Source organism: Sphingobacterium faecium, from assembly GCF_003054045.1.
Classification (GTDB): Bacteria; Bacteroidota; Bacteroidia; order Sphingobacteriales; family Sphingobacteriaceae; genus Sphingobacterium; species Sphingobacterium faecium.
In genome coordinates this window covers 416029-429309 of the sequence record NZ_QBKH01000002.1, presented here as the reverse complement: position 1 = coordinate 429309, position 13281 = coordinate 416029, and the positions used below count along the sequence as shown (strand labels likewise).

Genomic DNA, 13281 nt, shown 5'->3' with positions numbered 1-13281 from the left:
TAGTAGTCTAATATAGAAAAGCCTATTTCAAAAACTTGTTAATCAATTGTTAACAACGATTTTTTTTATCCATGCTTGATCAATCGGGTGATAAAGCCAACTTTGTACACGGTTTCAATTTTCAATTGAGTCGAATTTTGTAATACTTTACGTATCCTAGAAATAAAGACATCCAAACTCCTACCCATAAAATAATCACATTCGCCCCATATTTTATTCAATATTTCTTCTCTTGTCAATACGCGATCCAGATTTTGCAGTAGGTATTTCCAAAGCTCGAATTCACGGGTAGTCAAACGAAGCGTGGTTCCACCATTCACCCGCACTTCCATAGCGCTACAGAGTAAGGTTACATCCGCAATTTGTAACTCCTCCACTTTCTTCTCCTTTCCTCGTGCTAAAATATTATTCATACGCCATAAAAGTTCCTCCGTATCAAATGGCTTGGTGACATAATCTTCTGCCCCCAATTTCAAACCCGTGATACAGCTCTCTTTTGCATTTCTTGCAGTCAGAAATAAAAATCGAAATTCTGGTTTTAATAGCTTGATACGCCTAATTAATTCAAAACCATCAAAAGATGGCAATTGAACATCAACAAGTAGTAAATCAAAATTTTGTCTTTTACTTAGCGCTAATGCTTGATCACCGTCATCGACCAAGTGTACTTCAAAACCGCTTCGTTCCAGATACCATTGTACTTCGCAGCCTAAATCTGCGTCGTCCTCTATCAGTAATATTTTACCTTCCATACTATTTAATAATTGGAATTGTAATTCTAAAAATAGTTCCAACATCTATTGTACTATCCAGATCGAGTTTCCATTTATGGACCTCAACAATTTTCTGAACAAAATATAATCCTAAGCCCAGTCCTGTCATAGACCTCAGCTGATCACCCCTTTGAAACTTATTAAATATACGCTTTTGGTCACGCTTTTCGATTCCATAACCATTGTCACGAATTTCAATTTCCAACAGCTTCGTAGATAGCTGTACAACTTGCACACGCACATTTTTTTCATTGCTTACATTATACTTTAATCCATTTTCGATCAAATTTGTGATTAATGTCGTGAACATAAAGTGGTCATAATAAGCACACAATTCGGCTATGTGATCGTCAAAAAACAAGGTAATTGTGGCTTCTTTTTTCCACTTGATCTGACTATCGAGGATGATATCATATAAATCTGTGATCAAAAAATGTCTATCAAATTGTGCTGCCTGCGGGTCGAAAGACGAAACCTCCAAGGCCTGATTGACCAATTTGTCCAGGCGCTGCACCTGCCGGTTGATGACCTCAACACTTCTAAAACCACCTGTCCATTTTTTATCTTGTAGATCTGCTTTCAGATTTTTGGCGGACACTTGTATCGTGGTAAGTGGGGTTTTGAATTCATGTGTCACATGGTTGAAAAAGTCAGCAGAAATTTCGTTCAATTTCTTTTGCCTGATCCAATTGCGCATGGTGATGAAAAATAAAAAAACAATGACAATAATACTGCTACAGGATAAAAGTAAAAATGGTGCTATAGCCAACAGGATATTTTTGACCTGATTATGCTTACTCACATAAAGTTTAAAACCTACTAAATTAGAATACGCAGAAGGTAGCGTAACCGTAATTGCGGAGACAATATTTTGGGGCCGGACAACTTCCAGATGACCATCTATTAACCCTTTGCTATCTGCTGTACTGATATCAAATAAGGAATAATAGGTATTCCCATCAAATGTGAGACTAAGTCGGTCCATATATAGGGCATAATTATATTCTGCTTGATCCAACTTTTGTTTACGCACGATATGGTCAAATTCGACATTAAAGTTCGCCCCCTTTTTGAGCGCTACCAAGACTTGATCTCCTAATTGATTTAATTTTTGTTTAAATAGTTTTTGATCTTCTTTCGCTAACTTTTGCAACCTAGGGTATTGCGGCACCAAGATGGAATCGATGATCTTTTGCCCACCACGATAGACTTTATCATTGATGATCGATTGTTCATATTCCAGCTTAATTCCCGCTTTTTCATTTTTTAAAAAATCAAGTTGTTCGATTTTATAAACACTCGATATCAATCGAAGCTGCAGAAAAATTAAGACCACAAAACTGGTAATTGCTACCGCTTGTATGATCTTAATTTTACTTATCTTCTTAGGTGTATACTTGACCATTGACATTTTTCAAACCTGATATTTAATCTATGTCCTTCCTATGATATTGATCGAATGTGCTTGGGTGTACAAAGCAATCTACTATTTACTTGGTTTACTTGCCATCTCAAATTGTAGTTCTCCACCATTTTTGATCGCCTCATAAGAAAGTTTCAATCCCGATAAAGTTTGTCCATTTAGACTTACTTTTTTCACATACACATTCTTTTCCGATTGATTTTTCACTTGTATTGAAATCGTCTTACCATTCTCTAAGTTAATCTTCGCCGATTTGACCAATGGACTGCCGATCCAATAAGCATCTTCCCCTGGTGCTACAGGATAAAATCCCAAAGCAGTAAATAGGTACCAAGCCGACATCTGTCCACAGTCATCATTTCCACCCAGTCCTGCATGACCATTATGATATTGATTGCGGATGATCTGGCGTACACGTGCCTGCGTTTTCCCAGGACTATTCGTTAAATTATACAAGTAAGCCACATGGTGTGACGGTTCATTACCATGAACATAATTACCGATGATCCCATCACGCGTTATATCTTCAGTATGCTCAAAATATTTATCCGGCAGTTCCATGGTAAATAAAGAATCCAGATAATTTTCCAATTTTTTCTTACCCCCCATCATGTCCATCATGGCTGCAGGTTGATGCGGTACGTATAAACTATAGTTCCAGGTATTTCCTTCTATAAAACCTTGCCCATGAGTTTCCAAGGCATCAAATTTTGCTCTAAATACTCCTTTAGAATCTTTAGGTCTCATAAACCCGATTGTGGGGTCATAGACATTTTTCCAGTTAGCAGCTCTTTTAATAAAGGTCTCATAAACATCATCTTTCCCTAATTTTTTGGCAAGTTGCGCAATACACCAATCATCATAAGCATACTCCAGGGTATTGGAAACTGAAGTTCCTGATAACTCATCAGGGACATAGCCCATATCGATATAAGGTCCAATTCCTTCATACTTTCGAGCGTTTGCCGTCTGCACACAAGCTGCTAGTGCTGCCTGTGCATCGCCTTTATAGACACCTTTCAAAATTGCGTCTACCACAACCGATACCGAGTGATAACCACTCATGCACCAATTATCATTGGCATAATGCGACCAGATCGGCAACATATGTAACACACTTTGATCATAGTGTGCCATCATCGAAGCGACCATATCAGCATTTCGTGTCGGGTTGATCAAATTCATCAGAGGATGAAATGCACGAAAAGTATCCCATAGCGAAAAGGAGGTATAATTGGTAAATCCCTTTGCTTGGTGCACCTCTTGATCCAAACCTTTATATTCCCCATTAACATCCATATATACCGTCGGCATCAAACTGGCATGGTACATCGCTGTATAGAAATTCACCAAATCTTCCTTATTGAGCATATCCACTTGAACTTTGTTCAATTCCTGTTCCCAAGACTGCTGTCCGGCCTGAACATAATTTTCAAAATTCCAGTGTGGCGCCTCTTGTTCCATATTGGCGAGCGCATTTTTCATACTCACCGGACTCAACGCCACTTTCATCAAGACTTCTTCTCCCTCATTCGTATCAAAATCTAAGTTCATCTTAATTTGATGAGCCGCTAAATCTGGAAAATTGTTTTTTTGATCAAATTTACGCCAAAAACCAGCATACACCTGTTTGCCATCTTCATATTTAGCACCATAATTTTTAAATGCTTTGGAGGTTTTAATCGCAAAATAAACTGTTCTCGTACGAGCCCAACCATTCGTCTGTCGATACCCCACCAATGTAGAGTCATTCAAAACCCGCACTACTGTCCACACATTTTTTCCTTCGTAGTTATAGATACCGGCTGTCAGATCCAAGATTAAATGAGAGGCATCCGACTGTGGAAATGTATATCGATGTATTCCGACACGGGTCGTGGTCGTCATCTCTGCTTTGATCTGATGTTTATCTAATAGCACTTTGTAATAATTCGCCTCAGCAACCTCATTGTTATGCGAATAGGGTGAGCGATAACCATCTTGTGGCCGATCTGCTGTCCCAGGATTGAGCTGAACTTTCCCCTGAGTAGGCATCACCAAGATATCTGCCAAATCCGAATGTCCAGTGCCACTAAAATGGGTATGACTGAATCCCACAATTGTAGGATCATCATATTGATATCCCGCACAATACTTATAAACATCACCGTTATATTGACCATTTACTGAATAAGGAATAGTATCGGTATCGGGACTCAACTGTACAGAGCCAAAAGGTACGGTTGCACCTGGAAATGTATGTCCCATTCGAGCAGTACCAATTAACGGTTTTACATATTGTATTAAATTAGATGACTGCGCCTGCAATAGGCTAGGAAACAAGAACAGCCCTAAGTATAGAAGTGGTTTATTGATCATGGATTTAGGTTTTATAAAGCGGGATTTTTGCTGTAGCTATCCCACAACTCATCGATTGTTTTTCCAGTTTGTTTTTTCCAAAATCCCTCTGTGTATGTTTTATCGCGCATGGCAGCATCAAGATTTTTAACAAATCCTTTTTTGACCTTTTTTTCAATCCAGCAGAAAAAACGGGCGGTCACGCGGTAGGAATCCGAATATTTTTGTTTTGCATTCCATTCCGGCAATTTCCAGTTTGCTCCAGCGTTATCGATACCATCCACAAATCGAACATAATCGGCAATACCTTCTGTAATCCACCAAGGACCTGATCCATTCGGATATCCCTGTACAATATGCATCACTTCATGTGTCACGACATCAATATCTCCCGGGTTTTTGGCAAACCACGATGGACTATAACGTACAATTCCACCTGCAGTTGCTGCGACACCTTTATAATCTGGATCGATGACAAAAGAGACTTTTTTCATCGTCTTTTTATTATAGGTCTTCGCCAATTTGGGATAATTAACAAAAAATGTATGGATCAGCTTTTCCTTTAATGCCGGGCTGAAATCTTTGTCCTTATTGATCCAGATTAAGGTATATCCTCCTTTTGTAATGCTATCGATATCAACCGCCACCTGGCGATCATGCTCGGTATGCTGCCAATTATCTTGAGCAAGGGCTGATTGACAAGCAATCAACCCTATGACACAACTAACTATCTTAATAAAATTCATCTGTTATTATTTTTTAAATATTGTTTTCAATTCCATAGTCATTGAATAAGGTGCCGCAGCCTTGGTCACACCACGATTGTAATTCGGTTTAGAAGTCATATCAAATGATAATGTACCCCCTTTTAATAATTCTTGATGACTCAACCAATTTTTGGTGTACGATTTACCATTTACTTTTAAGTCATTGACATAAAAATTCTGAGCGCTGGCTTGATTTCCGATGATTTCTACTATTTTTCCGTTTTCCAATTTTAACGTTGTTTTTGCAAAAAGAGGAGCTCCCAACACATACTCATCTGTCGCAGGACAAACAGGATAAAAACCCAGTGAAGAGAAAACATACCAAGCTGATGTCTGACCATTATCTTCATCACCACAATATCCATCAGGAGTAGCCTGGTACATACGATCTAATACCTGACGTACCCAATATTGTGTTTTCCATGGTTGAGCACTATAGTTGTACAAATAGATCATATGTTGTATAGGCTGATTGCCATGAGCATATTGCCCCATATTGGCGATCTGCATTTCACGGATTTCATGAATCGTACCTCCATAATAGCTGTCATCAAAATCAGGTTTTTGTGTAAAGACACTATCCAACATGACATTGAATTTTTGATCACCTCCCATAAGTCCAATTAAGCCTTCGATATCGTGAAACACGCTCCACGAGTAATGCCAACTATTTCCTTCTGTAAAGGCATCTCCCCATTTCAATGGATTGAATGGACTTTGAAATTGACCATCTTTGTTCTTTCCACGCATTAAATTGGTCGATGGGTCAAATAGATTGCGGTAATTCTGTGCTCTTTTTGCGTACAGCTCAATATCTGCTTTTGGTTTTTTCAAAGCCTTTGCCAATTGATAGATCGTAAAATCATCATAAGCATACTCTAAGGTACGCGCTGCATTTTCATTGATATCTACATCATAAGGCACATAGCCCAATTGATTATAGTATGCTACACCTTTACGTCCTACAGCCGTCATTGGCCCCTCATTGTTGGCTCCGTGCTTCAATGCTTCATACAAGGTATTGATATCATAACCTCTTAATCCTTTGATATAGGCATCAGCCACTACAGAAGCAGAATTATTACCGACCATGATATCAGCAAAACCTGGACTACTCCATTCTGGTAAAAAGCCTCCCTCGAGATATGCATTTTTAAGTCCTTCTTGCATCTCCACGTTGATAGATGGGTACATCAGGTTTAAGAACGGATATAGTGCCCTAAAGGTGTCCCAAAAGCCCGTACCCCCGAATAGGTAACCCGGAAGTACTTTTCCATTATAAGGGCTGTAATGTACTTTTTCTCCCGATGCATTGATTTCATATAATTTATTCGGAAAGAATAAAGTACGATACAAAGTCGAGTAGAATGTACGCATTTGATCAATATTGTCCCCCTCAACAGCCAGACGTCCCAATTTTTCATTCCAGATGGCTCTTCCATCAGCTTTTACCTGATCGAAACTACGGTTCCCTAATTCATTTAGATTAAGTAATGCCTGTTCGGCACTGATAAATGAGGAGGCAACCCGCACTTGGACAGGCTTAGTCTTATCCTTCACTTTAAACCCCAGTATAGCTCCGGTTTGATCTGCCGTAGATTTTAATTTGCCTTTGAAACGTTGCTTACCTTCCCAAGTTGAATAATTATCAAAAGGTTGGTCGAATACTAAAACAAAATAATTTTTAAAATTGGTCAACTTACCACGGGAATAACGTGTAGAATAACCGATCACCATATTTTTTTCAGGAATAATCTGTACTTCAGATCCTTTATCAAAGGCATCAAGCACAACGAATGCAGAATCCGTTTTATTAAATGTGAATTTAAAATGAGCAGCACGTTCTGTTGGTGTAAGTTCTGCCGTTACATCATGATCGGCTAGGTATACCGAATAATAATAAGGGGTTGATTTCTCCGACTTATGTGAAAACCAGCTTGCCCGCTCCTCTTGATCAAAAGCCGCTTTACCAGTCACGGGCATTAAAGAAAATTGCCCGTAATCATTCATCCAAGGAGAAGGTTGATGCGTTTGTTTCAGTCCTCTTATTTTATCAGCAGCATAGGTATATTGCCAACCATCGCCATTTTTCCCCGTTTGTGGTGTCCACATATTCATGCCCCACGGCAACCCGATTGCTGGATATGTATTTCCATTCGAAAGCGAAGGTTTTGAATCTGTTCCCATTAAAGGATTAACCAAATCAACAGGATCGATAGGTTTCCCATTTAATTTCTGGGCAGACACGGTACTCGTACAAAATAAGGATAGGCTTAGACTCCATGCTATCCCCCATTTTAGGGTTTTAAAAATCATATGTGGTAAATTAAATTGACATAAATTGGCTATCTCCGACATGATTGCGAGGAAATAATTGATTTAATAAAAATAAAGATAAAACCTTTTAGCAATAAATGAAAATAAAATTTATGCAATTTTTAATTCCTATCTTCTTTATTACAAAGGAAGTATAAGATAAAAAGAATTGTCATCTGAAAGTCTTTTTTGAAGATCACTAGAAAATTATTAACATATTTAACCTATCCTTGTATCAATATAATTTTTAAATAAAATGAATAAAGGAACTGTAAAGTTTTTCAATGAAACTAAAGGATTTGGTTTTATTACCCCTGAAAATGGTGGAGACGATGTATTTGTACACATTTCAGGCTTAAAAGACCAAGTTAGAGAAGGCGATAGCGTTAGCTACGAAATTGAAAACGGAAAAAAAGGCTTAAATGCCGTTAATGTAAGAATAAACTAATTACTATTATATTTTCTTGCAAAGCAGCCTCCCTCATCGGAAGCTGCTTTTTTTTGTTACAAATCATGATCATTCATTTTACGTTTTTATGATTATGCTACTTCCGGAGAAGTGTATACATTATGAGGATTTAATCTTTTTGCCACTGCATAGGCTAACCAAACTGCCATTGCTAAAGGCAATATCAAGCTATAGCCATTAGGAACTATACTACAGATTAGAAAAACTGCAGTAAATCGGCCATGGATCGCCGCTGCCAATGTGGAAGCAGCACCGATCAAAGCAAAATTAAGTACGATCAAATCTAAACCAAATACCAGATTACAAAGGATTGCAATGAGCATTCCTAAAAACGCTCCAGCAACAATACTTGGCGCAAATACTCCTCCGTCTCCACCAGCACCTAAAGTCAGTGAAGCGACAAATGGTTTCAATAAAATCAATAGAAACAAGGAAAGTGGGATAACGAATGCTGCACCAGGTTGTATAAGTAGTTCGATCATTTTTTGAAGACCATGATAGCTGTCACCATATAACGCTGGGAAAAACAAAATTAGACTACCAATCATGATAGCACCTATATTGACTCGAAGAAAATTATTATTAATCTTTGCAAATAGTTTTTTGCAAAGAAGTACCAGCTTCATAAAATATAGCGCCAATAGCGCTGATAATATAGCTACTAACGCCATAAAGGGTAAACCATACCAATGCCAATCTTGAACAGAAAAGGGTAATAACGTTTCCTTTTCAAAATAATATATCCCAACAAGGGCAATAACAGCAGCTATACTACAACTCAGGAGTACTGTTTTTTTCCATCCTCTTGCAATAACTTCGATGGCAAAGAACCACCCACCAAGGACAGAGCCAAATAAAATTGCGACCCCTGCTGTTACTCCAGCACAGATTAACTCTCTTTTATATTTCATGGGCATCCAACCTTTTTTACTAAATTGATTGCCCACAGTTGCTGTAGCGACAACAGTAGAAACCTCTATCCCGGTAGATCCACCGAAGATGACCGTCAGAAATCCGTTGATGTAATGCGATGGAATTTTAAAAAAAGGAAGATGATCCTGACGCGTATCCAGTGAACGATAGATTTCACGAATTCCTTTGTTTTTCCTGTTTTGAAAAAGATACTTTCTCAAAAAATAGATAATTGTGATTCCTATAGAAGGAAAGATAATGTATAAGTAATTATGGAGGACCGGCACGATTTCAAAAATGTAATCTTGAAAATAGGTGGTCAGGTGCTTAAGCGAATACGCCAATATCCCCGATAGCACAGCGACAATAATACTGCCTATCACAAGTTTAAAATAACTATAAAACTGGATGTTATCTTTCATGATTGATTTCATATTTCTGGCACAAAGCTACCATAAAAAAAAACAGATATCTTGATAACTGCCCGAAAAAATAGCCTCAGAACTAGGCCATCAAGATCATGATGATAAAAGAGTTCCTATCCCATGTGACAGTCTAAAAATATTTGATAAGGCTATTCTACAAAAATAATGATGTAGCCGAGGATAAATATGATAAATAGCATACTTATTTTTTCTCTTTCATGAGATAATTACCGACATTTGCGACTTTAGAAACTAAATCAACTTTGTAACAATAAAATTTGTAGCTTTGTAGCTACAAAACTATCAAAAATTTAAACATTAAGCGATTTGAATACAAATGAAAAAAATAACTGTTTTTAAGGATTTAAAACAGCTTTATTTATCATTTTTTATGCAGTGCGCTTTCATAAAGTTATTTAAAGGCTCTCACTTGAATAAGGTCAGATATTATATATCTTTTGGCACGATTTTTTCAACAGGATGCAAAATTTGGGAATTGGTTTTACAGATATTTATGAAAGTAACAATTGGATCACATGTCTATAAGCTATTTTTCCTTAAGCCACATATTAGTAATCACCTACTATTTGAAATACGAACATGATTAATATTACGCTGATTAAGAAAAAACTCCGGAAAGATAACCCACGTTGGGTCATTCTTTTAATCGATCTATTGATCGTATTTGGATGTTATGCTATTTCCAACTTTATCTTCAATACCATCCATGAACAATACTCTACAGCTATGATGCTTAAAAAGAGTGTGTTCATTTTAGTGGTTTATAGTTTGGCTTTCACGATGATGCGCACCTATAAAGGTATTATCCGTCAAACTGGAATTCAAGATGCGACAAAAATCTTTAAGACAGTCTGGCTTGCCTTTATGTTATTGGCCATCCCAACCATAGCAATTCGTTATTATATCCCGAAAGGCACTTTAGCTGGTGATTTTTTACGTCTCTCGTATATCATACTTTTCATGCATAGTTTTTTTACGATGGTGATGTTAGTTGCTGCTCGAGTAACTTACAGAAGCATTTATGAAATGCTTTTTCTACCCAATCGAAAAAACCGCAATGTATTGATCTTTGGAGCTTCCAGACCCGGATTAGTAGCGTACTCATTATTACGTGATGATCGACGTGTGAAAAACCACATCGTCGCCTTTGTCGAAGATAAAGTTTCTCGAGTTGGAAATCGAATTGCTGGGCTTCGTATTCTATATTTAGAAAAAATAGATCATGCTTTTATAAAACAATATAATATTTCAGAAGTAATCATTGCTGTTGAAAACAATGATCCCGAGCGTTTAGTTCAAGTCACCGATCATTTTCAACAATTGGATGTTGAGCTAAAAATCATGCCCAACACCCGTGTAATGTTAAATTCTGGAGCTAAGCGTGAGATCCGTGCTTTAAAAATTGAGGATTTATTGGGAAGGAAAGCCATTAAAATTGAAAACCCAGGTATTGATGCCGAGTTGGATAATAAGGTTATTTTAATTACCGGTGCTGCAGGTTCAATCGGAGGAGAATTATCGCGTCAGATTTCACAACGCAATTATCGTCATCTGATTTTATTGGATCAAGCCGAATCACCACTTTACGATTTACAACAATCATTAAAAGCAACACATCCTGACCGCGTCAAATGTATTGTGGGAGATGTCCGCGACAAAGTGTTTATGGAACGGATTTTTAAACGCTACCGTCCGCAGATGATCTTTCACGCAGCAGCATATAAACACGTCCCTTTAATGGAACAGAATCCATATGAAGCCATCTGGACCAATTTGGTAGGTAGCAAAAATATGGCTGATCTTGCAGTAGCCTATGGTATCCATAAATTTGTGATGGTCTCCACAGATAAAGCGGTCAACCCAACAAATGTGATGGGAGCTACCAAACGCGCTGCAGAAATTTATGTCAATAGTTGCAGTGCTCTTGGAAAAACCAATTTTATCGTAACCCGATTTGGCAATGTCCTGGGATCTAATGGATCAGTAATCCCATTGTTTGAAAAACAAATGGAACATGGTGGACCATTAACACTCACTCATGAAGATATCACACGATACTTTATGACGATTCCAGAAGCTTGTTTATTAGTTCAAGAAGCAGGTGTTATGGGAAAAGGAGGCGAAATATTTGTTTTCGACATGGGTAAATCCGTAAAGATCATCGATCTCGCCAAACGCATGATCAAATTAAAAGGATACCGATATCCCGAAGATATCGATATCAAGATTGTGGGATTAAGACCAGGAGAGAAAATATTTGAGGAGCTGCTGGCCAATGATGAAAACACTCAAAAGACACACCATCCAAAGATTATGATAGCACAGGTCAATCGTGAAGATATTGCTGAAAAATGCCATTTAATACAGCAACTCAGTGACGATATCACAACAATTGGCAAAGGAGAAATAAACGATATGAAATTGGTACAACAACTTAAAAAGATAGTTCCTGAATTCAAATCTCAAAATTCCATCTTTCAAGATCTTGATGAGGAAATTCAAGAAAAAATCATTGCTGAAGTTTAATCATATTCTGCAGCATGATCTCTAAAAAAATAAAAATAGCCCGTAACTAAATTACATGGGCTATTTTTTTATCATTAAAAATCCATCAATATTCGACAGAAAATTTAAGATTATATCCATTGCTGTGCAAATATGTTAAATTGACATCTGCAGAAAAAACAGTTTGGTATAATACTATCATTTCTGTAATTATTCCAAATATTCTTTCGTACTTTGCCCAAGTATTCTGATCAGATTACTTAGGCATTTATTAGTATGAATATGAAGAAAAAGCTTCCGCATTAGATTGATCTATATATGCTAGATAAAAATAAAGATTTATAAATATGCTTTAAGCAATAAGAATAAGCATGAAAGAAAAAAAAATATATATAGCAGGACACCTGGGTATGGTAGGTTCAGCTATAAAACGAAAATTAGAAGACTTAGGTTATCATAATTTTATATTCCGCAGCTCCAGCGAATTAGATTTACGGGATCAATCACAGGTAAAAGAGTTTTTTAGACAAGAAAAACCTGCAATTGTTATTGATGCTGCTGCAAAGGTCGGAGGTATAATGGCCAATAATAATTATCCATATCAATTTTTAATGGACAACATGCAGATTCAGAATAACCTCATTCACGAATCACTAGAAAACAAAGTAGAAAAATTTATTTTTTTAGGATCTTCTTGTATATATCCCAAATTTGCAGATCAGCCCTTAAAAGAATCTAGTCTATTGACTGACAGCTTAGAACCAACCAATGAATGGTACGCATTAGCTAAGATTACTGGTGTAAAAGCTTGTCAAGCGATACGTAACCAGTTTGGGAAAGATTACGTCAGCCTAATGCCGACCAATTTGTATGGTACACATGACAATTTCGATTTAACCAGTTCTCATGTATTACCAGCGATGATACGTAAATTTCATGAGGCAAAAATTAAAGGGAATACTAAAGTAACTTTATGGGGATCTGGTAATCCAATGCGTGAATTTTTATTTGTAGATGATTTAGCAAAAGCTGTAGTCTTTGCATTAGAAAACAAATTACCTGATTATCTATATAATATTGGCACAGGAGTGGATCTAAGTATCAAAGACTTAGCACACCTTATTCAATCAATAGTTGGGCACCAAGGAGATATTATTTGGGATAGTAGTAAACCAGACGGGACTCCTCGTAAATTAATGGATGTGAGTAAAATGCATGCATTGGGTTGGAGGCACCAGATTGAATTGAAAGAAGGTATTGAGATTACATATCAATGGTTTCTCAAAAATCAAAACAATTACAAAGAAGTTAAATTATAAGTATTAAATACTAC

Annotated in this window: 9 protein-coding genes; 3 read left to right on the top strand and 6 right to left on the bottom strand. The window is 37.1% G+C overall.

Translation table 11 applies throughout. The features are described 5' to 3' along the window. Positions 1–65 precede the first annotated feature (65 nt). The 5 genes from C8N37_RS06185 to C8N37_RS06165 form a co-directional block, all read right to left on the bottom strand. Complete coding sequence (locus C8N37_RS06185) at positions 66–752, bottom strand: response regulator transcription factor (protein WP_108158418.1); 687 nt, start codon at positions 750–752, stop codon at positions 66–68. A gap of 1 nt (position 753) precedes the next feature. After that, positions 754–2178 carry a sensor histidine kinase gene (locus C8N37_RS06180; protein ID WP_170114492.1) on the bottom strand — a complete coding sequence of 475 codons (1425 nt, stop codon included), beginning with the start codon at positions 2176–2178 and terminating at the stop codon, positions 754–756. Positions 2179–2259: 81 nt separating this feature from the next. After that, positions 2260–4554, bottom strand: coding sequence for a GH92 family glycosyl hydrolase (locus C8N37_RS06175; RefSeq protein WP_108158096.1), 2295 nt, complete (start codon positions 4552–4554; stop codon positions 2260–2262). Positions 4555–4565: 11 nt separating this feature from the next. After that, entirely contained in the window at positions 4566–5279 is a 714-nt protein-coding gene (locus C8N37_RS06170) for a basic secretory protein-like protein (RefSeq protein WP_108158095.1), read from the bottom strand. Between the two features lie 6 nt (positions 5280–5285). Next, the gene (locus tag C8N37_RS06165; protein ID WP_108158417.1) at positions 5286–7616 is read right to left on the bottom strand and encodes a GH92 family glycosyl hydrolase; all 2331 of its coding nucleotides are present in this window, start codon (positions 7614–7616) and stop codon (positions 5286–5288) included. A 256-nt stretch (positions 7617–7872) separates the two neighbouring features. On the opposite strand from C8N37_RS06165, the gene C8N37_RS06160 reads away from it, so the two are divergent. After that, positions 7873–8064: a cold-shock protein gene (locus C8N37_RS06160; RefSeq protein WP_021190047.1), complete on the top strand. Its 192-nt coding sequence runs from the start codon at positions 7873–7875 to the stop codon at positions 8062–8064. A gap of 92 nt (positions 8065–8156) precedes the next feature. Here the strand turns inward: C8N37_RS06160 and C8N37_RS06155 are convergent, their stop codons facing one another. Beyond that, a complete protein-coding gene (locus C8N37_RS06155) occupies positions 8157–9419 on the bottom strand; it encodes a chloride channel protein (RefSeq protein WP_108158094.1) in 1263 nt (420 codons plus the stop codon). Positions 9420–10022: 603 nt separating this feature from the next. Here C8N37_RS06155 and C8N37_RS06145 point away from each other — a divergent pair. Further along, a complete protein-coding gene (locus tag C8N37_RS06145) occupies positions 10023–11969 on the top strand; it encodes a polysaccharide biosynthesis protein (RefSeq protein ID WP_045753562.1) in 1947 nt (648 codons plus the stop codon). 350 nt (positions 11970–12319) lie between these two features. After that, complete coding sequence (locus C8N37_RS06140; protein WP_094773140.1) at positions 12320–13267, top strand: GDP-L-fucose synthase family protein; 948 nt, start codon at positions 12320–12322, stop codon at positions 13265–13267. Positions 13268–13281: the final 14 nt, after the last annotated feature.

Excerpts from the sequence above, each read along its gene's own strand:
- C8N37_RS06155 (WP_108158094.1), bottom strand. The coding sequence starts at position 9,419 with ATGAAAGATAACATCCAGTTTTATAGTTATTTTAAACTTGTGATAGGC.
- C8N37_RS06175 (WP_108158096.1), bottom strand. The coding sequence starts at position 4,554 with ATGATCAATAAACCACTTCTATACTTAGGGCTGTTCTTGTTTCCTAGC.
- C8N37_RS06160 (WP_021190047.1), top strand. The coding sequence starts at position 7,873 with ATGAATAAAGGAACTGTAAAGTTTTTCAATGAAACTAAAGGATTTGGT.
- C8N37_RS06185 (WP_108158418.1), bottom strand. The coding sequence starts at position 752 with ATGGAAGGTAAAATATTACTGATAGAGGACGACGCAGATTTAGGCTGC.
- C8N37_RS06180 (WP_170114492.1), bottom strand. The coding sequence starts at position 2,178 with ATGGTCAAGTATACACCTAAGAAGATAAGTAAAATTAAGATCATACAA.
- C8N37_RS06165 (WP_108158417.1), bottom strand. The coding sequence starts at position 7,616 with ATGATTTTTAAAACCCTAAAATGGGGGATAGCATGGAGTCTAAGCCTA.
- C8N37_RS06170 (WP_108158095.1), bottom strand. The coding sequence starts at position 5,279 with ATGAATTTTATTAAGATAGTTAGTTGTGTCATAGGGTTGATTGCTTGT.
- C8N37_RS06145 (WP_045753562.1), top strand. The coding sequence starts at position 10,023 with ATGATTAATATTACGCTGATTAAGAAAAAACTCCGGAAAGATAACCCA.
- C8N37_RS06140 (WP_094773140.1), top strand. The coding sequence starts at position 12,320 with ATGAAAGAAAAAAAAATATATATAGCAGGACACCTGGGTATGGTAGGT.